The organism is Streptomyces sp. NBC_01446, from assembly GCF_026340095.1.
GTDB classification, from domain to species: domain Bacteria; phylum Actinomycetota; class Actinomycetes; order Streptomycetales; family Streptomycetaceae; genus Streptomyces; species Streptomyces aureus.
In genome coordinates this window covers 8,182,465-8,203,996 of sequence record NZ_JAPEPO010000001.1, presented here as the reverse complement: position 1 = coordinate 8,203,996, position 21,532 = coordinate 8,182,465, and the positions used below count along the sequence as shown (strand labels likewise).

The following is a 21,532-nucleotide window of genomic DNA, read 5'->3' as shown; positions in this document are numbered from 1 at the left end:
ATCACGGCTGGTCCTTCGTGCGGGCGGCTGAGGCTTGCCGGATGTCCGCGGCGGAGCTGACGTGCCGCTCGGTCTCCTGGGGGCCGTGCCAGTCCAGGCACACGGCGGTGGCATCGTCTTGGAGCCGGCCGTCGGCGGCGTCCCGGACCGCGGCCGTCAGCGCCAGCACGGTCTCCCGCGGGTGCAGGTCCCGGGTGCGCTCCAGCAGGGCGGGCAGGTCGACCAGCTCGCCGTGACGTTCAAGCATGCCGTCGGTGAACATGAGCAGACGGTCACCGGGCCGCAGATCGAGGTCCTGCACACGATAGGGGTGGGGGGTCAGCTCGGACAGCCCGAAGGGGTGGTCCACCTCGCAGATGATCTCCTCCACAGTCCCGTCGCGCATGCGCAGCGGCCAGGGATGACCTGCGTTGACGAGCCTGGCCCGCCCGGTGTGGAGATTGATGCGCAGCAGCTGCCCGGTGGCGTGACCGTGGCCGTGGTCGATCAGTGCCTGGTCGGCCCGGTGGGCCTGTTCGGCCAGGTCGGCGCCCGCCCGGCGGGCGCCGCGCAGGGCGCCCACCAGGACCGTGGCTGCCAGGGCGGCATCGATGTCGTGCCCCATGGGGTCGGTCACCGATACGTGCAAGGTGTCGCGGTCCAGGATGTAGTCGAAGGTGTCACCGCTGAGCTCCTCGGAGGGCTCCAGGCTCCCGCACAGGGTGAACTGTGCAGCCTCGCACGACAGCGACGGGGGCAGTAGCTGGTACTGGATTTCAGCTGCCAGGGTGGGGGGCTTGGAGCGTTTGCCCCAGGTGTAGAGATCGGTGAAGCGCCCGTTGGCGATCACGACGTAGGCCAGGACGTGGGCGGCTTCCCCGACCGCATCGAGGACGTCCTCGCCGGGGCCGACCGGCAGGAGCAGTTCCAGCAGCCCGATCGCATCTCCCCGGTTGGTGACCGGCACGATCACCCGCTGCCCTTGGCCGGTCGCCTCCTGATACAGCCGCTGGGTACGGATCACCTCCTCGTAGACGCTGCCGAACAGGGGGATCCGCTCCGCTTCTCGCCCACCCTCAGCGGGGGCGGTGGACAGCCGCGCCACCGCCTTCCCCGTCAGGTCCACGATGAGGAAGGTGACCTTCGTGGCGTTGAAACGCCGCCGCAGGTCCTCCGCGATCACGTCGACGGCGTCCGCCGGCGCCGCTGTCTCCGCTGCCGTCAGCAATCGGGGAAGTCCACTCTGCCCACCACTCACGACTGCGGTCCCTTCAACCAGCCCCTCCCACCAGCTTGGGGATCGCCGCAGTGAGCGTCAATCCGTGTGCAGTCACGCTCCGGCATCCGCCCGCCGACGCGGCCGCCACGGCTGCTCTGGTATTAGACTCGACGAGGGGGCCGGCCGAAGCCGACCCATTTCTGGCAGCCAGAGGCAAGGTGTATAAGCCCGGTCGTCTCGACGGGCCCATGTCTTATGAGACACGCCAGATTCTGGAGAACGACGGCTACCGGGCGCTGCTGGGACGGTGAACCGGCGACCGGGTCCAGATCCGTTCCCACAGCGGCGGGAACCTGACGGGGGCCTTTCCCGAAATCATCGCCGCGGCCTCACAGCTGCCCGACTACACTGCGCTCGACGGGGAACTGGTGGTGTGGGAGGGCGGCCGGTTGGCCTTCGAGCGTCTTCAGCAGCGCGCGCACGTAGACCTCACCGCGACAGCCCTACTGGGCTCGCCGTGCGGCACTGGAACAGCTTTCGCTGACCACAGCTGGCAAGCTCCCTGGGCCCTGTGTCCCTCCGCTGCCGAACCCAAGCAGGCCGCCGAGTGGCTGGAATGGTCGACGGTCGGGCTGAAGCGGCTCGTCCAGAACTCCGAAACCCTGACCACCTGGGCCGCCATCACCCTCATGACCAGGCGTCTCACCCGGAGCAAGAAGGACCCCGCCCGTCCGCTCCTCACCCCACCACTGTCGGCGCGCGTCCGCTGGATGGCCTACACCATGGCCGCCACCACCGCGGCAAGCACGGTGACCGCAGCGAGAGCGACTATGACAGCCCGGCCGGTCCGAGACGGCAACAGATCGGTGACGCCTTCACACTCCGCCGCACCACGCTGATCATCGGACTCAGATTCCAGCCAGTAGGCCCCCAGCAAGGACTCAAAGGGCACAGCGAGGTCACCGCGATCATCCACGACATGGCTAACGACTGATCAAGGAATCAGAAACAGCTGCTTAACCTCGAAGTTTCGTGACGGTCCGCCGACGGAGTCGGTGGACCGTTTTCGTGTCGTGGGCTGAGGCTGTGCAGGCCGAGGGCCCGAGTGTCGTCTCGGGGGGGCGCCGGATTCCACTGCTCCGGGTGTTGGGGTGCTGTCGAAGGGACGGGAAATCCGTTGGTCAGCCAGGGTCGGGCAGTTGGGTGAGCCGGTCGAGGCCTGCGGTGATGTGACCGGTCCAGGGCCAGTGCCGGGCCAGGCGGAGGATCCGCCGACGGCCGGTGGTCACGAGCTGTCCGGCCGCGGTGAACAGGCGGAGCCTCAGTCGGCGGGGTTCCCAGACACGGGCCTTGCCGGTCAGGGCGAGCATCGGCATCCAGGCCAGCAGGTCGAGAGCGATCTGCACGATCTCCAGCCAGATCCGGTTCTGGGCCATGCGGTGCAGGGGCAGGTTCCGCAGGCCGGTGGCCCGGGCGTTTCGGATGCGGTCCTCGGCCCGGGCCCGCAGCCGGTGACGGAGCTCGAGCTCGGCGATCGGCCGGCCCGAGGTGTTGGTCGCGAAACAGGTCAGCCGCATGCCGTCCGCATCCGTGAGCCGCAACTGGGCCCCGGGGTGCGGTCGTTCCTTCCTGACGATCAGCCGCATGCCCTTGGGCCAGCCGTCCAGAACGTCGCCGGTGAGTTCGGCGACCCAGGCGCCGTCGCGGATCTCGCCGTCCGCCTCGACGGCCGCCGTCCAGGCCGATGCCGGAACCTTCATCACATGCTGGTGGACCTGCTCGGTGATCACCATGCCTACCGAGTAGGACAGCCACCGTCCCCGCTGAGCGAGCCAGGCGACGAAGTCGTGGGTGCCGCCCGCGGAGTCGGTGCGGATCAGGGTGCGGCGCCCGCGTCGGTACTTCTTCGGCAGCTGGGCCAAGGCCAGCCGGGTGGCGGTGATGTGGTCGGCCGCCGTGTTCGATCCCGCGTTGCCTGGTCTGAGCAGAGCCACGACCGGTTCACCCGTGCCGCCCGGCCCGTGGTCGACGAACCCCATCAGCGGGTGGTGGCCGTAAGTTCGCTTCCACGTAGGTGCGGCGTCCTCCTTGTCCGAGTGCGCGATCACCAGCACACCATCGAGGTCCACGGTCACCGTCCCGCCCGCGTCAGGCGCTTCCCGGCCGGCCAACCGCCAGACACGTCGGCGGACTTCAGCCCGCGCGGCACGGATGGCCCGCAGGGCCTTCTCCTCGGAGGCTGCGAGGGTGTCGACGAGGCGGGAGACCGTCGGGTCGGAGGCCACCGGCCCGAACACGGCCGACTCGGCCCGCAGCATGGCGACATCCGCGAGGCAGTCCCCGCCCAGCGCGACCGCCAGGGCCACGTCCAGCAGGATCTTGCCCGGATCGTGCACCGCCCGAACCTTCCGCCACGGCGTCAGCGCTGCTGATATCGCGGCGTCCAGGCCGGCCTTGCGGACTGTCTCGACCAGCAGCACACCCCCGGCCTGCGAGACCACCGCCCGGCCGCCGCCCTCGATGCGGACACGCCGGTACGACCGTACGACCCGATACGCTTCTTCACCTGGAGAGTGCTTCTTTCCGTGAAGCCAACAGGACCCTAGACAAGTCCCATCGTTGCAGGTCAGGAGCACTCTCCGCTTATTTGATCAAGCATCGGACACCCCACCTCGTGAAAGCGCGAGGTTAATCACAGACGGGCATGGCACACCGCTCGCTGTGATCCTCACCGGCGGCAACCGCACGACGTCACCCAGCTCATGCCCCTGCTCGACGCCATCCCACCGATCAGAGGCCGTACCGGACACCCACGATGCAAGCCGGACTCCCTCTTCGCCGACCGCGGGTACGACCACGACATCTATCGCGACCAAGTCCGACGACGCCGCATCATCCCGGCCGTCGCCCTGCCCTTGCCGAATACCTCATCCCCGCAGTCCGGACGCGCCTCGTGGAGTGCTCACGAGGACATCGCAGCCCCCAACTCGATTGCGCGGCACACCCTTGGCACTCTCACCCCACTCGCCCTCCCGGTCACGAGGTGACGAGGTGACGAGGTGACGAGGTGACGAGGTGACGAGCGAAGGTCAGGGATCGGGTGAAGATTTCCTCGACTTGGGCATCAGGCAGCCGGTGCCAGCCGTGGTCGCCGCCCGTGACTTTCCACAGCCAGGCCGGCACCTGGGCCTGCTCCAGTGCCGCGGCGAGGGATTCGCTGTGTGAGCAGGCCACCAAGGTGTCCTCGTCGCCGTGGACGAGAAGGAACGGTGGCGCACCGGCGCGGACCTGGGCGACGGGGCTGGCCGCGCGGGCGCGCTGCGGGACTGCGGCCGGGGCCGCGCCGAGCAGCAGGGCCTCGGGGGTGGCAGGGTCTTCGGGAGCGAAGGAGCCCCGTGCAGTGGTCAGGTCGCTCGGGGCGTACCAGATCACCGCACCGGCCGGTGACGGGTCGGTGTGTGTCAGGGCGAGGAGTGAGGCGAGGTGTCCGCCGGCGTACTCTCCCAACACCACCGTCCGCTCGGTGTCGATGTCCAGTTCTGCGGAGCGCAGGGTGAGCCAGCGCAGCGCGGCGCGCAGATCGTCGAGCGCGCCGGGGAACGTGGCCTCGCCGCTGAGCCGGTAGTCGGCACAGGCCACGGCGAAGCCCGCAGACGCGATGCGCGCGAAAGGCCCCGGAACCCAGGACCGCATGCACGGGCCCATGTCATCGCGTCGCCCCCGGCGCCAGGAGCCGCCGTGCACGAACAGCACCAGCGGAACAGGCCCTGCCTGGTTGACCTTTGGCAACCACAGGTCCAGCTCCAGCGGACGGCCGCCCTCGACAACGCCGTAGGGCACGCCGCGCAGCTCGCGTACGCCGGGCTCCCTCTCATCGGCGGGCGGCAAGGGGGCGCGGTCCGGGTGGGGCGCGACGATCAGTTCCCGCACCGAGGGTTCGGCTGACGTCATCAGGTCCGCCACTGGTGGTCCGGCAGGAAACGCACGTCGTACTGCTCGGGGACGCTTACGAACTTGCCGGGTTCCGGGATGACCGGCTCGGTGGGCAGGCCGAGTTGCTCGGCGGGCGCGCCGAGGTTTTCGAAGAACCGCTCGAAAGTGCTCCCGGGGCCGGCGGCGACGCCGACGACCTGGCTGTGGTGGCGCTCCATACGGTAGGCGTGCGGGCAACTCTTGGGCACGAAGCCGAAGTCGCCGGGGGTGAGCAGCTTCTCCTGCTGGTTGCCCTCGGTGTCCTCGACGAACAGCCGGACCGCGCCGGCGGCGATGTAGAAGACCTCGTGGGTGTCCGAGTGCAGGTGGGCCGGGATGAGGTCGCCCTTGGGACCTTCGACGGTGAAGAAGTTGAAGGTGTTCTCGGTCTGCTCACCGCCCGCGTAGATGGTGACCAGGTCACCGAACAGGTGAGCACGGTCGCCCTCGCCCTTCTCGATGAAGTAGGGCTTGCCCACCTCGGCGGGTATGCGCGAGGCCCGCCGGTATCGGGTGGCGTACTCGATGGTCATGGGTCTCCTCGGATCGGCTTCCACCAGGAATGTCAGGTAGCCTGACATGGAAGATGCCGGTGGGCAACCCTTGAGGCGAGCCCGACCCCCGTCCCCTGTCGCCGTGAGGAACACATGCAATCCACCCGCCGCAACCTCCCTCAACTGCTCGGTGATGCCCGGCGCTGGTTCGAAGAAGGGCTGCTGGCGGCCATGGAAGCGGGCGGTGCCGCGCCGGTCTCCCCGACGCAGGCGCAGCTCTTCGCCGTACTGGACGACGAGGGCACCACGGTCTCGGAGCTGGCGCGGCGCATGGGCGTGACCCGGCAGACCGCACACCAGGCCGTGCACGGCCTGATCGCCGCCGGACTGCTCGAACAGGTTCCCGACCCCACCTCCGCCCGGCAGCGCCTGATCCGGCGTACCCGGGAAGGGGAACGCGCGCACCGCCAGGCCGGCGTCATTCTTGAACGGCTGGAAGCGCAACTCGCCGAGCGGATCGGCCGGGAGCCGGTCGACGCCCTGCGGAGGGCGCTGGAGGCGCAGTGGGGCCAGCCGCCCTCCCCCAGGTCAGAATGAGGCCGCTGCCGCGCGGCCGTCCGCGGTCAGCGGCTCCGTGCAGATCCTGCGGGAGTGGGTGGGTCCGCTCTTGGACGCGCACACCGAGCTGGAGGCAGATCTGCAGCCGCTGATCGCGAAGGTCCGCCCGCCGCGCCCGACGCCCAGCGCAGGCCGCCCAGGAGGTGGCGGCGGAGGGCCGGGGCGGTGTAGGCGTCGATCGCGTGACCCAGCGTTGTGCAGACGGAACGGCCGGCGCCGAACTCCTTGCACCAGACCACGGGGTGATCGTCGCCCATGCCGCCGCCCTCGTAACCGGACTCGTCGATGGTGGCAAGGACGCGTACGCCGGGTCGGCGCGGATTGCTGCGGAAGTCGTACCACTCGTCGTTCCCGTCCCACCGCAGCGGGAGGTGGGCCATCGCCGGATGGCTCTGGTCTTCGACCAGCACGGTGCCGGGCTGGACGGCGGGGTGGCGGGCGAAGCGCGCGCCGAGCAGGTCGCCGTAGTACGGCCACTGGTACTCGGTGTACGCGGCGGAGTGAACGCCCATCAAGCCGCCGCCGTCCGCAATCCAGCGCCGCAGCGCTGCCTGTCCGTCCGGGGTGAGCACCTCGCCGCTCGTGGACAGGAAGACCACGGCACTGCGCCCTGCCAGGGAGGCATCCGTGAAGACCGCGGGGTTCTCGGAGGCCTCCACCGTGAAGCCGTGCGCCTCGCCGAGCTCGCGCAGTGCGGCCGTCCCGGCGTGGATGGAGTCGTGGCGGTAGCCCGTGGTGCGGGTGTAGACGAGAACGTCCGACAGGTGGCCGGTGTGGGGCATGGTGGCACTCCGAGGTGTGACAGGCATGGGAGTTGCGGAGGTCGGGCCCGCGTTGTAATGGGGTCAAGGCAGGGCGGCAACCCCCGATCCAGCAGTACAGGGATGAGCGTCGGTCGCCCAGGAACTCACGCGGAAGTCGTCAGGGCCGCGCGGGTCACGGGATGGTTGAACTCCCGCCCGGCGCAGTAGCGTTCGACCTCGTCCAGGGCGCTCCGGGTGATGCGCTCGAGCTCGCCGCCGAGCGAGCCGGCGATATGCGGGGTCAGGAGTACGTTGGGCAGCGAGTACAGCGGCGATGTCTGCGGCAGCACCTCGGGATCGGTGACGTCGAGGACGGCGTGGATGCGTCCTGACGAGGCTTCTGCGGTGAGGGCCTGGGTGTCGATGAGCGAGCCCCGCCCGGTGTTGATGAGTGTGGCGCCGTCCCGCAGGAGCGACAGCCTGTGGGCATCCATCAGATGGTAGGTCTCGGGCAGAGCGGGGGCGTGGAGCGAGACGACGTCGCAGACAGCGAGCATCTCCTCGAGGTCGACGAGCCGGGCTCCCAACGCCTCGGCCGTCGCCGCGTCGATGTGCGGATCGGCCAGCAGGACTTCGAAGTCGTAGGGGCGCAGCAGCTCCAGCACCCTGCGCCCCACCAGGGATGCGCCCACCACGCCGACGGTCTTGCGGTAGTTGCCGAAGCCGGGAAAGCGCGCCGACCAGTCCAGGGCGGCTCGATGTTCGCGGTAGAGCCCGCCGATCTCCAGTACTCGCTTGTTGGCGAAGAGGACTGCGGCGACGGTGTACTCAGCGACAGGTACGGCGTTGGCGGCGGCCGCGGTGGAGACGAGGAGTCCGCGGTCCCAGCACGCCTCGGTCACGTGGTGTTTCACGCTTCCCGCGGCGTGTACGACGGCCTTCAAGGCCGGCATTCGGGCCAGCACGGTGTCGTCGAGCGGGGGGCATCCCCAGGATGTGATCAGGAGTTCGACAGTCGCCAGGTCCGGAACCTGGCCGAAGTCCTCGGCGACGAGCTGCGGATCGATGTCGACGTGACGGGTCAGCCGTTGGACGGCGGTCGGCGGGAAGAGGGCATCGCGGTGTGGGCAGCCCATGGCGAACAGGGCGCGCGGGCGTGGCTGGGTGGATGGCATGGGGATCCTCAAGACGATGGCCTACTTGACCGCGCCGGCGGTCATGCCGGACTTCCAGTACCGCTGGAGCATCAGGAAGAGGACGATCAGGGGGGCGACGGACACCAGCGATCCGACGACGGCCAGGAGGTAGTCCTGCGGGTGTCCTTGGGAGAGCGCGGACGAGTACCAGACGTACAGCCCGAGGTTGACCGGATAGAGGTGCTTGTCGGACAGCATCACCAGGGGCAGGAAGAAGCTGTTCCAGATCTGGGTGAACTGGAAGAGGAAGATGGTCACGAAGGCGGGTGCGAGCATGGGGAAGGCGATGCGGCAGAAGGCCTTGAACTCGCCGGCCCCGTCCATCCGGGCGGCCTCCAGCACCTCGTTGGGTACGTAGGCCGCGCTGAACACGCGGGCGAGGTAGACCCCGAACGGGAAGACGAGGCCGGGGACGAACACGCCCCAGAAGGTGTTCACCAGACCGGCTTTGGCAGCGATCAGGTACAGCGGGATCGCCATTGCGGTTCCGGGGACCATGACGCCCAGCAGGACGAAGGAGAAGAGCTTCTCCTTGCCGGGGAAGGCGAGTTTGTCGAACGCGTACCCAGCGGCCACGCTGAACACCGTGGCCAGCAGCGCGCCGACACCCGCGTACAGGACCGTGTTCGCCAACCAGCGCAGATAGATGCCGTTGTCGACCTGGAACAGGTGGCTGAGGTTGTCGAAGAGCGCGAAGTCCTTGCCCGGTGCGAAGCCGTTGGTCGCGAAGAGGTCCTTGCGGCTCTTGGTGGACGACAGGACCAGCCAGAGCATCGGCAGGAGTGTGTAGAGGGCGGCGAGGCCCAGCATCGCGGTCACGCCGGTCTTGGACAGCAGGGCCGAGGAGCGCTTGCGGGGGCTCCGCGGACTGCGCCCGGTCGGCCTGCTCCGGCTCTTCCGGTCGGGGGCCGCCGCGGTGGGCGCCGGGGCGCTGAGTGTCGTTGTCTTGGTCACGCCTGGCTCCTGCTGCGCGAAAAACGGGTGACTAGGAAGGACAGCACCGCGGCGAACAGCGCGATGAGCAGCGAGGCTGCTGCTGCCAGACCGAAGTCGTTGTGGGTGAAGGCGGCGGCCTGGACGTACATGTTGGGCGTCCAGCTGCTGCCGATCGAGCTGGAGGCGCTGTAGATGACCTTCGGTTCCGTGAAGAGCTGGACGGACCCGATCACCGTGAACAGCACGGACAGGGCGATGGCCGGGCGGATCATGGGCACCTTGATCGACAGGGCGGTACGGATGCCGCCCGCACCGTCGATCTTCGCCGCGTCGAGGGTCTCGCCCGGCACCGCCTGGAGCGCGGCGTAGAAGATCACCATGTTGTAGCCGATCCACTCCCAGACGGCGATGTTCGCCGCCGAGAACACCGCGTTGTCCGCCGACAAGAAGCTGATGTCGAGGCCACCGGCGCTGAGGAAGCCGATCACCGGGCTCAGCCCCGGGGTGTACAGGTAGACCCAGATGAGCGCCGCGATCAGACCGGGCACCGCGTGCGGGAGGAACAGCGCCAGCTGGAAGAAGGCGCGTGCCTTGACCAGCGCCGAGTCCAGCAGCAGGGCGAGGGCCAGCGCGCCGCCGATCATCACCGGGATATAGATCGCGACGTAGGCGGCGATGGTGATGAATCCGTCGCGGAACGCCGGGTCCGACAGGGCGCGGACGTAGTTGTCCAGACCGGCGAAGACCTCTTCGGTGCCGCCGAAGCCGAGGCCGGACGTGCGGGTGGTGAACAGGCTCATCCAGCCCGCGTAGAGCAGCGGGGCCACGGTGACGGCGCTGAAGAGAACGAAGAACGGTGCCAGGAGCATCGCGGCGGTGCGTCGCTGGGCACGGGCTGACAGGCTTGCCATACCGGCCTTCCTCAATGAGAGCGGGAAAGTGCGGGTGAGCCGGGTGCTGGCGGTGCCGGCACTGGCTCACCAGGGGTTTCGCGACTACGGGGCGAGCGTCATACCGCGGTGCTGGATGTCCTTGACGGTGGCCTTCTGCGCGCCGGTGAGGACGTCGGAGAGCTTCACGTTGCCCTCGGCGACCTTCGGGAGTTGGTCGATGATGGCGGTGTTCGTGGTCCCCATGACGGGGCCCCACGTCCATCCGGGCACGACCGCGTCGTACGACTTGCTGCCCACGGCGTATACGTCCTGGCCGCCGAAGTAGTCAGTGGGGAAAGCGGACTTGGTGACCGGCACGAGCTCGGGGTCGGCCGGGAACATGCTGCTGGTGCCGGAGGAGACCCACGCCTTCATGCCCACGGGGTCGGTGGTGATCCACTTGATGAACTCCGCGGCGGCGCCGCTGTTCTTGGCACCCTTCGGGACGACGAAGGATGAGCCGCCGTACATCGCGGAGGCCGGCTTGCCGTCCCAGGTCGGCACCGGGGCCACGGCCCACTTGCCCTTCTGGTCGGCGACGGTTGCCTGCTGCGCTCCTGCGCACCAGCTCGCGCAGACGTAGGCGACGGTCCGGTTCTGCTGGACGCTCGTCCAGAACGGGTCGAGCGAGCTCAGTGAGCTGACGAGGTCCTTCCGGGCGAGGTCGCCCCAGAAGTCGGCCACCTTCCGGGAGGGGGCGTCGTCGAGCGAGACCTTCCAGGCGTCCTTTTTCGTGGAGAACCACTGTGATCCGGCCTGCCAGGTGAGGGCGCTCAGCAGTCCCGGGTTGTCGGTGTACAGGACCCCGCCGCGGGCCTTCGGGTCGGCCTTCTTCACCCGCTCGGTCATGTTCCGGTACTCGGCCCACGTCTTGGGGACGTCGATCTTGTGCGTCTTGAAGAAGTCGTTGCGGTAGTAGAGCATCAGCGGCGCGGCGTCGCGGGGTACACCCCACGTCTTGCCCCCCAGCTGGACCAACTTCCTTGTCGACTGCGGAAAGCGCTTGTCCACCAAGGGGCCAAGAGTTCCGTCGAGGCTCTCCAGCTTGCCCTGAGTGGCGAACTCCGGCAGCTGGGGGTACTCGACCACCGCAACGTCCGGGACGGTACCGGCCTTCACGGCGTTCGAGAGCTTGGAGTAGTACTCCTGGCCCGACGGCACCGTCTCGAAGTTCACCTTGATGTCGGGATGCGTCCGGTTGAAGGCCTCAGCCACCTTGTCGGAACCCTTGACGAAGGACCAGAAGGTGACCTCGCCGGTCTTCTTCTCCGCCGCGGATCCTCCGTTGTCCGTGCCGCCACATCCCGTGGCCAGCAGGCCGAGTGCCGCGACAGAACAGACCATCGCCGTCAGACGTCTACGAAACATGATGTGCCACCGATCGTTCGCTTGGGTGTCACCGCAATCATTCGTTACAGACGACAGCTAGTCAATGGATTCACTTTCGTTTGTTAGAAACGAAGCAATATGGCATCACATGATCAGGCGCTGGTCCGGCGGTCGGCGCCGCAGGACGCACGCACCCTCAGCTCCGGGCGCAGCAGAATCTCGGCCAGTGGCGTGGAGGGGTCGGACAGCCGGCGTACCGCCAGGTCCAGGGCCCACGCCCCCACCGCCTGCTTGGGAGGAGCCACCGCGGTGAGGGGGACCTCGCTCAACTCGGCGACCTCGTCGTCGTAGGTGACCAGGGCCAGATCCTCCGGCACACGCAGCCCCCGAGCGCGCAGAATGCCGACGAGAGCGATGGCATCGATGTCGTTGTGCACCAACGCCGCCCGCACCTCACCGGCTTCCACGGCCTGGACCACTTCCTCGAAACGCGCGTCGGCCAAAGCCGCAGCACCAGAAGTGGTGATGCGGTACTCCGGCCCCGGCGTCAGACCCATGGCCTCCACGGCTTCGGCATATCCAGCACTGAGGAGAGCCGTGTTCGGGCTCTCGGCCCTGGCGACCAGGGCCACTTTCTCGTATCCCAGCCCAGCGAGGTGACGTACCGCCAGCGCCGCACCGTAGGCGTGGTCGGAAGCCACCTGCTCAAGCCGGCCGGCCCGTAGCCCCGCCCGGCGCTCCACCAGGACAGCAGGCACCTCAAGGCCGCTCAGCCACTGCTCGGCCTCGTCCAGAGGGCGCAGGCCCGGGTGCAGCATCAGGAGCAGGCTGTCGATGCCGCCGGCCATCAGGTGGCGGACCTGCTCCTGGTTCTCCGCAAGAGACTCACCCGACACGGCCAGCACGACGCGGACACCGCGCGAGCGGGCCGCGTCCTGAACGCCGCGGATCACCTCTGCGTAGTAGTAGCCGCCAGGAGGCACCACCAACCCGACCACGTAACGCTCCCCCGCGGCGGGCGGGGCCGGGGCCGGAGACTCCGCTGCCGGCACGTCGGCCGCGGGAACCAGCGCCCTCGCACCGCCGTGCACACGAGTGAGCAGTCCCCGGCCTGCCAGTTCCCGTACGTCCTGGCGCAAGGTGACGGCGGAGACGCCCATCTCCGCCGCCAGTTCCTTCACCGTGATCGAACCTTCGCGCTCCACCGCGCGCAGGATCGCTTGCCGCCGCTCATCAGCCAACACCTTCAGTCCCCTCTCGGTAGCGAGTGAGTAGTCCTCTTTCACTCGATAACCGAAAGATATCAATCAAAGGTCAACATCGGCTTGGATCACGGGTATTCATGAAGGGACAGCGGCCGCTCAGCGCGACGGCCTGTCGTCGACCTCGACGAGGTTGTGGTCGCGGAGGGTGTAGAGCCGGCCCCCGTGGACGTTGACGTGCGGGCCGCTGTACCAGGCGCCGTTGATGCCTGCTACGACGGTGGTGAGGGCGAACGTCTTCGGGTGGAAGCGGAAGAGCGTGGTGTCCGAGACGCCGTAGACCACGCCACGGTTGACGACCATCGCGGCGAAGCCCTTGGAGACACTGCTCGCATCGGCGGTGTGCACCGTCTTCCGGGTGTTCACGTCGATGACGAACAACTTGCCCGCCGTAGTGAGTCCGTAGAGGTTTCGTCCTTGCACCGCCAGGGCCGCCACCCCGGCGGACTGTTGCGTATCGACGCGCCACTTCTCCTTGCCGGTGACCGGATCGACAGCGACGATCGTGGCGCGCGGCCCCTCCTGGGAGGCGTTGTCGCCGCCCAGATAGGCGATGCCGTCCCGGTTGACCACGGCCCGGACAAGCTGGACGTCGTCGATCGGATTGACGTAGGAGGCCGACTTCCCGGTCTTGGGGGAGTACGTCCACAGGGCGCCGCCGCCCTCGGTGTCGGACTGCACACCGACGAGGAGCAGCTTGTTGTACGGGTCCCACGAGAGGTCCAGCGGCCGGTTCTGCTCACTGGGGAAGTGCGCGGTCTGCCGCGGTTGCTGTCGCTTGGCGGGGTCGTACCGCCAGATGCCCTGCGCGTTGTACTGGCCGGTGTACAGGACGCCTTCGATCACTTCGGCGTCCTTGGCCTCGCCGGGCGCCTGGAGGTTGACGACCTCGCCGGTCTTCAGATTGTGCCGGGCGATGGCGCCGTTGCCGCCGAGGTAGACGTACCCGCGGCCGGCGGCGATCCCCATGCCCGCCTGCGCCCCGGCGACCGCACCCGCGTCGTGCAGGTCGGTGATCACCGACGTACGGGCCGACACATCGATCTCGGCGACGAAGCCGTAGCCCGAAACGACCGCCAGCTTTCCGTCGACGTGGTCCACACCCCAGATCTCGCCGAGGTCGGGCCCGTCGAACTCGACCGCGGAAATCGTCTTGTCCGCCTTCGAGTAGGCCTTCACGCCCGTGTCCGAGGCGAAGTAGATGCGCTCTTCGTCGGCGGCGAACGACTTGACCGTCGTGCCGTCCGTGGGCACCACGGTGTACGAGGAGAGGTCCTTCAGGTCCATCACGGCGAACTTCGCGGGATCGACCGCGCCCGAAGTGCCGACGACCAAGTGCCCGTCCGTGACAGTGAGTTCCCGCAGGCTGGGGTCCTTCTCCATCTCCTTGGGCACGACGGAGGTGAACGTGTGTGTCTCTCGGTCGAAGGCGAACAGAGACGCCTTGCTCGCGCCACCTCCGCCGGCGAGGACGCTGCCCGCGCCGAAGAAGACGGTAGTGTCGGAGGCCGCGACCGCCCTGGCCAGGGTCGCCTTCGGGTCGGGGGTGCCCCGGTCGGTGACGGTGCCAGTGGCGGGGTCGTACTCCCACAGGACGGGCGCCTTGCCCGGGGCGCCGCCCACGGCGTAGACCATGCCGTCGGGGGCGACCGCCAGATCGCGGATGTCGCGGTCTTCGGTCCTGCCGATGGCCACGGCGGGCTTGTCCGGCGTCTTCAGGTCCCATCGGAAGAGGTTCGGCTTGCCCTGGTCGGCCTTGACCAGGAAGCCGATGTAGAGATACCTGCCGGTGGAGTCCGCGGCGAGCGCCTGGATGGAGGGCTCGGGCCCTGCGTCGAAGGTGGTGTGCGAGACGACCTTGCGGCTCGGGAGATGGAACCCGATCACGCTGGGCGGGTTCAGGTTGCGTGACCCTATGTAGACGATGTCACCGACCAGGAGCCCGCTCATCAGCGAGAACTGGACAAGGCCCGGGCCCAGATCGGTCACCACGGTTGCGGGCCCCGCATCGTCCGCGGCATGAGCCTGCGTGGCGACGAGGGATTCGGCGACCGCCGCCAGCCCCAACGCGCCACCGGCCTGGAGCAGTCGGCGCCTGCTCAGGGAAGAACTGTCGGTCATGTGTGCTCCTCGATGTGTTGAGTCTGCGGATCGAGCCTGCGGATTCACGTCACGACAGGTCGAAGATGCGGATGTCGTCGTGCTGGACGATCCGCGTGGGTACGTCGCCGTTCTCGATCGATTCCGAGGGACGGTAGAGCCCCCACTTGATGTAGCCGTGGTCGGCAGGGTTCTCCGGCTGGTAGGTGCGCACGTTGTCGTACGAGAAGATCTGCGTGTAGTCCGCCTGCCCCGGGAGCTGCGCGGAGACCTTGAAGTAGCCCGTCTCGTCGGTGGTCCAGCGCGCGTCCACGCGGAAGTTCATCCACTTGTTGATGTAGGGACGGAGGTCCGGCACGACTGTCGTCTGCTTGTTCAGGTGCGGCGACCGGAACGCCACCTCGTTGCGCTTCGTCATGAGGTAGAACGCCGGGACATTGCCGCCCGCGTACTTGCCCTGGAAGATGATGTCGCCCGACTCGCTGTCTCCCGGCTCGTACGGCTTCCAGTCCTTGAGCAGCACACTGAACTCGTAGCGCTGGATGTCGCCCACGTTGAACTGCCCTGCTTCAAGCAGGTCCGTCGCGCTCTCGCTGCGTGGCGCGCCGTTGGACTCGTACGCCGGATCGCCGAGCGTCACCTTGTGCTGGACCGCGTACGAGCCTGCGTGCCCGGGCTGTACGACGCCGGACGCGTCCGGTGCTGTCGCGTGTGTGGTGGTCAGGCCTTCGACCCCTGAGTTCAGGGTTCCGCTCTCGTAGTCCACCCGAAGCGCTTCTGCGGCGTCTTGTGCGACCTCCGACGTGACGTGCGAGGTCATTTGCGCATCAGCGTCCTGGGCCTGCGACAGCAGGAATGGAACGGCCAGCGCTCCCGCGCAGAGTGTCGTCGCTACCATGCGAAGCTTGATCATTTCAACCCTTCGACATCATGGGACTGCAGGTCGGGTGGCGGTCGACACGGGGCGAAGCGAGGCGCCTGCGCCTGCTTCGGCCGGAGTGCCCGGATGGCACACGCTCGGCGCCGTCATATGATGCAGCCGTAAGCCACAACGGCCAACCGTCATCACTTGGGTCGAGATCGAAGGCGCCGCCGCCCGCTGCATGGTGGCATGGTTCCGAACGATATCGAAAGACTGCTGCAAGAAGGTGTTGAATCTCCGGTGGAGCTCCAGCACCGCCTCGCTTCTACCGGCATGACGTGCTGTGACTCATTAGAGCCAAGCCCAGGGCTCGCTCGTCGATGTTTCGTTCGATGAAATGAGGTGCTGAATGACGCACTCGACGAGCGAGCCGCGGACAACCTCAGGCCGCCGCCTACTGCTGCAGGAACCACCTACGCCACACAACGCACCCGCGCCCGTTCCCCGCCCGACACAGCTTTGGGTGTGCCGCGCCGCCCCCTACCCCCGGAGCGTCGCAAGCCGGGGTGCCGGGTGCGATAAGACGACGCCGGCACCTGCTCAGCACCCTCCGGCCAGGCCGGTGAATGCTGTACTGCCACCGCAACACCGTACTCAACCGGCTGCGCCGCCTCGAACGGCTGACCGGCCGACTGCTGGACCACCCGCGCGATCTGGTGGACCTCACCCTGGCCCTGGAGGCATGCCGGACCGGGTCGGCGGACGAGAGCTCTCACTGCCGACAGCATCGGCAGCGCTTCGACAGCGTCCGACTTCGGCAGGAACTCCCCCGCGCTACGGCCGTCATCCCAGGCCGCCCCTCGCACGAGAGCGTAAGGAGAGTGCCCGGCCCGCGCCGCGGCAAGAACCTCCTCGACGGGGCAGCCGGGAGTCGTCCCAGTTGCTCGCCGCCCAACTGTCCCCCGTAACGACGATCTCCCCGCTCTGCCCCACATCGACGTGTACGAACGAGCCGGTGACCACCGCGAGCACGGCGTCGTCGACCGCTCTCAGTGGCCTCGTCAACGCATGTCAGCAAGTCGCCGCCCAAGCTCCATACGCTGCGCGACGCCCACCGAAAGCAGCAGTGTCTGTACCGAGATCCCGTGCAGCGAGAACGGTGACAGCGACGACCATGTGGCGCCGTCCTTCCTGCCCTGGAAACGGATCACGAGATCCAACAGCACGATCGAGGACACTCCGAGCGCGGCCAGCACCAGGAGCAAGCGTGCGGAGATTTGAACACCGAAGTATGCCGCGGCGACGCCCCGGCACCAGCCCGCACCAGCTCTGCCGCGGCGGCGCCGGTCGATTCATCCGGCGGCGTCGCCGAGTTCGTCGACGCCGCCGGCGCAGGCCACCGCAGGACCGTGTCCGGCCGTACCGGCAGGCGCAGACGGCGCAGCACCTCGTGGGGCAGGGGCGCGAGGAGTGCGGCGAGCACGGTCCAGTCCTCGGGAGCGAACTTCACTTTCTCCGGGCCGAGTTGCCGTTTAAGCACGTCATGCGGTACGGAAGGTAGGTGCTCCCCCAGATCTCATTGCCCGCCGAGCCGGAGCGCAACGACCACGTACAGGCTCACGGACGTCGTCAGAAGCAGAAAGGCGAGAACCGTGTGGACGACGAGCCCTCGTCCCGGGGCAAGGCCCAGGTATGCCCGGGCCGCTCGGCTCACCCGGGGGCGGGGGACTCCTCGCGCGGCGTTCGCGTCGGCCTTCTCGATCGCTCGGCGAAGCTTCCCGCGGGATCTCTTCGTCGTGATGCCCAGGCGCACACCATGGGCGTCGCACACCACCAGGGTGCGGTGCGGGCCGCCGTACGAAAAGGTCGTGAGCAGGCGGACGGTGGCGATCCGGTTCAGGTCGACGGAGCGTTCGCCGGTCAGGGTGTGCGCGGTCAGGTGCGACGACGAGTGCCGGAACGGGGCTCGTTCCTCGGACAGTTCGGTGAGGAGGACGGGGCCAATGATCCCGCACAGCAGGGCGAGCAGGGTCGGTGTGTCTTCGGGGACTGCCCCGGTGCGGGCCAGTCCGTAGCCGGCGAGGGGCAGCAGAAGGACAGCCACCGCCAGTCCCGATCCCACGCGCGCACGCGTCACGCTGCGGGTTGTGCTTGCTTCCACTGACGCCCCCGTCTCTGCCGAAGGGCACCAGCATGCCTGCGCGGTGAGTCCCGCGCACTGCCTGTGTCCGGCAATCTTTCGGCGCGGGAACCGTCGGCGGCAGGGGCCGTACTTAGACCCGACAGCCAACACCTGATCGTCCATCAGGTCGAGGTCGTTCCACGCCTGCTGGACCTGCCCGGAGGCGCGACCCGTTTCGGTGTCGGTGAGTTCGCCGATGATCGCCTGGGTGGCGGCGACCATGGCGGTGAGGGAGACGGTGCCCCCGACTCCCTCGATGGGCGTGACGATCACATGGTCGGCGTCCTCGGTGAGCGGGGAGGAGGGCAGGTCGGTGAGGACGCAGCCGGTGGCGCCGCGTTCGTGGCCCATCCGGGTCAGGCCGCGCAGGGCGCGCGTGAGACGCCAGACATTGAACGTGAGCAGGCAGTCGCCCTCCTGCAGCCCGGCGACCTGGACGGCCGCGGCGGTGGCGGAGCCCAGGGCCAGCTGAATGTCGTAGCCCATGATGGCGCCGAGGTGGCCCAGGATATGGGCGGGTCCGGCCCCGCTGCCAGAGCTGACGATCACGGTGCGGCGCGCTGCCCTGATGGCCTGGGCGGTGACGCGGATCGCCCGGAGGTTCTCCTCAGTGGCGAGCGAGGTCACGTTGACCGCGTCCCGGCGGAGCATCTGGGCGGCGGCGTCGGTGGCCGGCGTCGGTCCGAGATCGCCGGAGGCCACGGAACCGAGGTACAGCGCGCGCAGCTCCTGCCGCAGGTCCGTCCAGCCCTCGAAGCCGAGCTGCTGCGCGGTGCCTACGACGGTGGAGACATTGACGCCCGCCCGCTCGGCGACCTCGCGGGCCGAGGAGTATGTGGCGAACTGCGGTGCCCGGACGAGGACATGGACCACGCGTTCGGCCTGCGAGCCGAGCGTACTGTGCCCCTGCCGCCCGGCCAGCCATGCCTCGATCGACACTCAGTGCGGAGACGACGCTCATCGCCCCGTACATCTCCGAGTTCCTGCCCGCCCGGCACCGCGGTCGCTTCGTCGCCCGGACCGTCGGCTTCCTCGCCTTCGGCTACGTCCTCGCCGGTCTCCTCGCGCCGGTGGTGATCTCCACGCGCCCCGAGACCGGCCGGCGCATCGCCGCCGTGATCACGGCGGCGTCGGTCGTGCTGCTGCTGTGGTGGTGGCGCAAGGACCTGCCGGAGTCACCGCGCTACCTGGTCTCGCAGGGCCGGCTCGACGAGGCCGCGGCGCCGACCACCACAATCGCTACGTCACCGTGCACGCCTACCACCCGCGCGGCGTCAACCAGGCTCTGCGCGCGGGCGTCCGCTGCGTCGAGCACGGCAATCTCTACGGCAACCGGCTCAAGGACATCTCCGTCCTGACGAAGCCTCGGGAACATCTCCGGCATGTCATCAAGGCGGGCACGCCTATGTGACCTACGCGAGCACCCGCGGCACGCTTCGGCCGATGCCGCGGGAGCGTTGTGTGGCGCGTCGCCACTGCTTGAGGGATGTGCCCGTCCTTGAAGTGCTCTCCTCCCTTCGCAGGCTCAGGAAGGAGATTCCTGCTTACCTTGCGGCAGCGGGCTTGACGCCACGGGTGCGCCTGACGACTGCCCTCCCGGCAGCCGGGATCGTCACGAGGCCGATCCGGTACAGGTGCAAGACGTTCCGGGCCGCGTTCCAGTCGGCATTCGCCGACCATCCGCAGTCCGGGTTCTTGCATACGAACGTGGCCTGGTCTTCGCGGCTGCCGGGCGTGATGAATCCGCACGCGGAGCAGCGCAGGGAGGTGTTCGGGGCGGGGACCTTGACCAGGGTTCCGCCGTTTCGGGCGGTTTTGTACGTCAGCAGTGTCACGGTGCGGCCCCACGCCTCTTGGCTGATGGAACGGTTCAGGCCGGACTTCTGCGCGACGTTCTTCCCCGGGTTCTCGATGGTTCCCTTGGCGGACTTGACCATGTTCGTGATCTGCAACTGCTCCACCACGACCGTGCCGTACTGCTTGGCGATGGCGGTGGTGGTCTTGTGCTGCCAGTCGGTTGCTCGGCGCGTGGCTCTTGCGCGGAGCTGCTTGATCCGGTCGTAGGTGGCGTGCAGCCGGTTGGAGCTGCGCTCTTTCGGCTTGCGGAAGCTCTTGCGGTGCGCGGCGCGCTGTTCCAGGCGGAGCAGTTTGGCCTTCTCATCCGGGTTCAGCCACTTGTCCCGGTCGGCGGTGCCGTCCGGGAGTCGGGGCGGCCGGTCGTGGTCCTGGTGGTTGCCGTCGGACAGCGCAAGCGGCAGGTTCACCCCGGCGTCGATACCGACCTCGGGACCCTGGTGGGGCTCCGGCTTGGGCTCAAGGGTCTGGATACGGAAGGCGATGTGCCATCCGAGCCCGTCTTTGACCAGCCGTGCCCCGGTGATCCGGTTCTCCTTGTTGGCGAGCTTGCCGACGGGGAGATCCTTGGTCCAGCGGAACCGGACACGGCCCACCTTGGGGATGTTGACCATGCCCCACCGTCGGTGTACTCGCTTGATCTGCAAGTCCCGGCCCTGCGGGATGTCCACCGACAATGCCGTGCGGAAGCGGGCCTTGAAGTTCGGCTCGTCCGCACGCCCGTCCCAGCAGTTCCGCCACGCCTGGAAGTACGTCTTGAGTACCGCCTGCGCGGCCTGCGCGGGCAGCACCGCGTACCAGTCGATCTCCTTGCGGGCCTGCCGCAACGCCTGATCCATGCGCGTCAGAGCGCGCTGACACTTCGGCGTCATCTGCCACAGGTCGTGGAGCTGATTCCACATCGCGCGTGCCGCGTGCGCCTGGTCATCCATGAGCCGGACCTGTGCAGGCGTCAGCGCCAGCCGGGCGCGGTGCCCGAACTGCCGCTTCTCCCACACGAGTTCACCCATGACCATCACCCTACTACAGTTGGCTTATGTCACCACGATGGAACCCGAATCCTGACGTGCGCACCGGCCGTCACGTCGTCTATAACCTTCACGTCCACTTGGTATTCGTCACCAAGTATCGGCGTAAGGCATTCACCGACGCCATGCTGACGCGCACCGAGGAGATCATGCGCGACGTCTGCACCGACTTCGAGGCCGAACTCAAGCAGTTCAACGGCGAGCAGGACCATGTGCATCTGCTCGTGCACTATCCGCCCAAGGTCCAGCTCTCCAAACTGGTCAACTCCCTCAAGGGCGTCAGCTCCCGCAGGCTCCGCCAGGAATACGACAGCCACGTCCGCCGCTACCTATGGGGCGGACACTTCTGGTCCGGCTCCTACTTCGCCGGATCCTGCGGCGGCGCACCGCTGACCGTCGTCAAGCAGTACATCGAGAACCAGCAGCGCCCCACCGGCTGAGGACAACACTGCGGACCCGTGCGAACGTGCGGGTCAGAGCAGCCCTGAGATGGCCTTCACCCCCGCCGTAAACGGCGGAGCACTGGCCAAGATCAAAGGTAGAAACAAGAAAGGCAAGGAGGTCTTCCCACTCCTTGCCACTCTTAACTTATAGCGCACTGGGGGGCTTGCGGCAAGGCCCCCACCATCCCGCACAATCGCTGGCCGAGGCCCGAACCTGCGGAAATGGGAGATCTACGAAGTGCATGTGTTGTTGTCGGTCGACAGGTCGCGCGGTGGCGTCGAGCCGGTGGTGGGACTCGCGTCGCCGGTGTGGACGCTCGGTGCCGAGGTCCGCGTGTGCGCACCGTCGGACTTCGCAGCCGTGACCTCGGATCGGAGCTGAT

General features: G+C 68.0%; 18 protein-coding genes and 2 pseudogenes. 5 read left to right on the top strand and 15 right to left on the bottom strand.

Annotated features, from left to right (window positions below):
• Position 1: 1 nt before the first annotated feature.
• Together OG456_RS37145 and OG456_RS37140 are read right to left on the bottom strand one after the other, a co-directional pair.
• Complete coding sequence (locus tag OG456_RS37145; RefSeq protein WP_266568879.1) at positions 2-1,207, bottom strand: PP2C family protein-serine/threonine phosphatase; 1,206 nt, start codon at positions 1,205-1,207, stop codon at positions 2-4.
• Positions 1,208-2,379: 1,172 nt separating this feature from the next.
• Positions 2,380-3,720, bottom strand: coding sequence for an IS1380 family transposase (locus OG456_RS37140; protein ID WP_266569553.1), 1,341 nt, complete (start codon positions 3,718-3,720; stop codon positions 2,380-2,382).
• A gap of 166 nt (positions 3,721-3,886) precedes the next feature.
• Between OG456_RS37140 and OG456_RS37135 the strand changes: the two are divergent.
• Positions 3,887-4,107 (top strand): annotated as a pseudogene (locus OG456_RS37135) (transposase); the annotation flags it as partial.
• Between the two features lie 127 nt (positions 4,108-4,234).
• On the opposite strand, the gene OG456_RS37130 reads toward OG456_RS37135, so the two are convergent.
• Together OG456_RS37130 and OG456_RS37125 are read right to left on the bottom strand one after the other, a co-directional pair.
• Positions 4,235-5,149 (bottom strand): alpha/beta hydrolase, encoded by a 915-nt coding sequence (locus tag OG456_RS37130; protein ID WP_266568877.1) that lies wholly within the window; start codon positions 5,147-5,149, stop codon positions 4,235-4,237.
• The gene (locus OG456_RS37125; RefSeq protein WP_266568875.1) at positions 5,149-5,703 is read right to left on the bottom strand and encodes a quercetin 2,3-dioxygenase; all 555 of its coding nucleotides are present in this window, start codon (positions 5,701-5,703) and stop codon (positions 5,149-5,151) included. Before OG456_RS37125 ends, OG456_RS37130 begins: the two co-directional genes overlap by 1 nt.
• Before the next feature lie 114 nt (positions 5,704-5,817).
• On the opposite strand from OG456_RS37125, the gene OG456_RS37120 reads away from it, so the two are divergent.
• A complete protein-coding gene (locus OG456_RS37120; RefSeq protein WP_266568873.1) occupies positions 5,818-6,261 on the top strand; it encodes a MarR family winged helix-turn-helix transcriptional regulator in 444 nt (147 codons plus the stop codon).
• Between the two features lie 26 nt (positions 6,262-6,287).
• Here OG456_RS37120 and OG456_RS37115 read toward each other — a convergent pair whose 3' ends face one another.
• The 8 genes from OG456_RS37115 to OG456_RS37080 form a co-directional block, all read right to left on the bottom strand.
• Positions 6,288-7,064 (bottom strand): ThuA domain-containing protein, encoded by a 777-nt coding sequence (locus tag OG456_RS37115; protein ID WP_266568871.1) that lies wholly within the window; start codon positions 7,062-7,064, stop codon positions 6,288-6,290.
• 125 nt (positions 7,065-7,189) lie between these two features.
• Positions 7,190-8,161, bottom strand: a complete 972-nt coding sequence (locus OG456_RS37110) for a hydroxyacid dehydrogenase (RefSeq protein WP_266569552.1) — start codon at positions 8,159-8,161, stop codon at positions 7,190-7,192.
• 60 nt (positions 8,162-8,221) lie between these two features.
• Positions 8,222-9,175, bottom strand: a complete 954-nt coding sequence (locus OG456_RS37105) for a carbohydrate ABC transporter permease (RefSeq protein ID WP_266568869.1) — start codon at positions 9,173-9,175, stop codon at positions 8,222-8,224.
• The gene (locus OG456_RS37100; RefSeq protein ID WP_266568867.1) at positions 9,172-10,068 is read right to left on the bottom strand and encodes a carbohydrate ABC transporter permease; all 897 of its coding nucleotides are present in this window, start codon (positions 10,066-10,068) and stop codon (positions 9,172-9,174) included. Before OG456_RS37100 ends, OG456_RS37105 begins: the two co-directional genes overlap by 4 nt.
• Positions 10,069-10,152: 84 nt before the next feature.
• Positions 10,153-11,457 carry an ABC transporter substrate-binding protein gene (locus OG456_RS37095; protein ID WP_266568865.1) on the bottom strand — a complete coding sequence of 435 codons (1,305 nt, stop codon included), beginning with the start codon at positions 11,455-11,457 and terminating at the stop codon, positions 10,153-10,155.
• Positions 11,458-11,570: 113 nt separating this feature from the next.
• On the bottom strand, positions 11,571-12,662 hold the full coding sequence (locus OG456_RS37090) for a substrate-binding domain-containing protein (RefSeq protein ID WP_266568864.1): 1,092 nt from the start codon (positions 12,660-12,662) through the stop codon (positions 11,571-11,573).
• Between the two features lie 117 nt (positions 12,663-12,779).
• A complete protein-coding gene (locus tag OG456_RS37085; protein WP_266568862.1) occupies positions 12,780-14,801 on the bottom strand; it encodes a PQQ-binding-like beta-propeller repeat protein in 2,022 nt (673 codons plus the stop codon).
• Between the two features lie 49 nt (positions 14,802-14,850).
• Positions 14,851-15,600 carry a heparin lyase I family protein gene (locus OG456_RS37080; RefSeq protein ID WP_266568860.1) on the bottom strand — a complete coding sequence of 250 codons (750 nt, stop codon included), beginning with the start codon at positions 15,598-15,600 and terminating at the stop codon, positions 14,851-14,853.
• Positions 15,601-16,259: 659 nt separating this feature from the next.
• Here OG456_RS37080 and OG456_RS37075 point away from each other — a divergent pair.
• Positions 16,260-16,391 (top strand): annotated as a pseudogene (locus OG456_RS37075) (helix-turn-helix domain-containing protein); the annotation flags it as partial.
• A gap of 312 nt (positions 16,392-16,703) precedes the next feature.
• Here the strand turns inward: OG456_RS37075 and OG456_RS37070 are convergent.
• Positions 16,704-16,898: a hypothetical protein gene (locus tag OG456_RS37070; protein ID WP_266568858.1), complete on the bottom strand. Its 195-nt coding sequence runs from the start codon at positions 16,896-16,898 to the stop codon at positions 16,704-16,706.
• A 320-nt stretch (positions 16,899-17,218) separates the two neighbouring features.
• Positions 17,219-18,763 carry a MurR/RpiR family transcriptional regulator gene (locus OG456_RS37065; protein WP_266568856.1) on the bottom strand — a complete coding sequence of 515 codons (1,545 nt, stop codon included), beginning with the start codon at positions 18,761-18,763 and terminating at the stop codon, positions 17,219-17,221.
• Between OG456_RS37065 and OG456_RS37060 the strand changes: the two genes are divergently transcribed.
• Positions 18,748-19,182, top strand: coding sequence for an MFS transporter (locus tag OG456_RS37060; RefSeq protein WP_266568854.1), 435 nt, complete (start codon positions 18,748-18,750; stop codon positions 19,180-19,182). The two genes, OG456_RS37065 and OG456_RS37060, sit on opposite strands and share 16 nt — an antisense overlap.
• 186 nt (positions 19,183-19,368) lie before the next feature.
• On the opposite strand, the gene OG456_RS37055 is transcribed toward OG456_RS37060, so the two are convergent.
• Entirely contained in the window at positions 19,369-20,688 is a 1,320-nt protein-coding gene (locus tag OG456_RS37055) for a transposase (protein WP_266568852.1), read from the bottom strand.
• 26 nt (positions 20,689-20,714) lie between these two features.
• On the opposite strand from OG456_RS37055, the gene tnpA reads away from it, so the two are divergent.
• Entirely contained in the window at positions 20,715-21,146 is a 432-nt protein-coding gene (tnpA, locus tag OG456_RS37050; protein ID WP_266558385.1) for an IS200/IS605 family transposase, read from the top strand.
• Positions 21,147-21,532 lie beyond the last annotated feature (386 nt).

Bases quoted from the DNA above. Each gene is read 5' to 3' on its own strand.
- OG456_RS37130 (WP_266568877.1), bottom strand. From the start codon at position 5,149: ATGACGTCAGCCGAACCCTCGGTGCGGGAACTGATCGTCGCGCCCCAC.
- OG456_RS37125 (WP_266568875.1), bottom strand. From the start codon at position 5,703: ATGACCATCGAGTACGCCACCCGATACCGGCGGGCCTCGCGCATACCC.
- OG456_RS37120 (WP_266568873.1), top strand. From the start codon at position 5,818: ATGCAATCCACCCGCCGCAACCTCCCTCAACTGCTCGGTGATGCCCGG.
- OG456_RS37115 (WP_266568871.1), bottom strand. From the start codon at position 7,064: ATGCCCCACACCGGCCACCTGTCGGACGTTCTCGTCTACACCCGCACC.
- OG456_RS37110 (WP_266569552.1), bottom strand. From the start codon at position 8,161: ATGGGCTGCCCACACCGCGATGCCCTCTTCCCGCCGACCGCCGTCCAA.
- OG456_RS37100 (WP_266568867.1), bottom strand. From the start codon at position 10,068: ATGGCAAGCCTGTCAGCCCGTGCCCAGCGACGCACCGCCGCGATGCTC.
- OG456_RS37095 (WP_266568865.1), bottom strand. From the start codon at position 11,457: ATGTTTCGTAGACGTCTGACGGCGATGGTCTGTTCTGTCGCGGCACTC.
- OG456_RS37085 (WP_266568862.1), bottom strand. From the start codon at position 14,801: ATGACCGACAGTTCTTCCCTGAGCAGGCGCCGACTGCTCCAGGCCGGT.
- OG456_RS37080 (WP_266568860.1), bottom strand. From the start codon at position 15,600: ATGACCTCGCACGTCACGTCGGAGGTCGCACAAGACGCCGCAGAAGCG.
- OG456_RS37060 (WP_266568854.1), top strand. From the start codon at position 18,748: ATGCCTCGATCGACACTCAGTGCGGAGACGACGCTCATCGCCCCGTAC.
- OG456_RS37055 (WP_266568852.1), bottom strand. From the start codon at position 20,688: ATGGGTGAACTCGTGTGGGAGAAGCGGCAGTTCGGGCACCGCGCCCGG.
- tnpA (WP_266558385.1), top strand. From the start codon at position 20,715: ATGTCACCACGATGGAACCCGAATCCTGACGTGCGCACCGGCCGTCAC.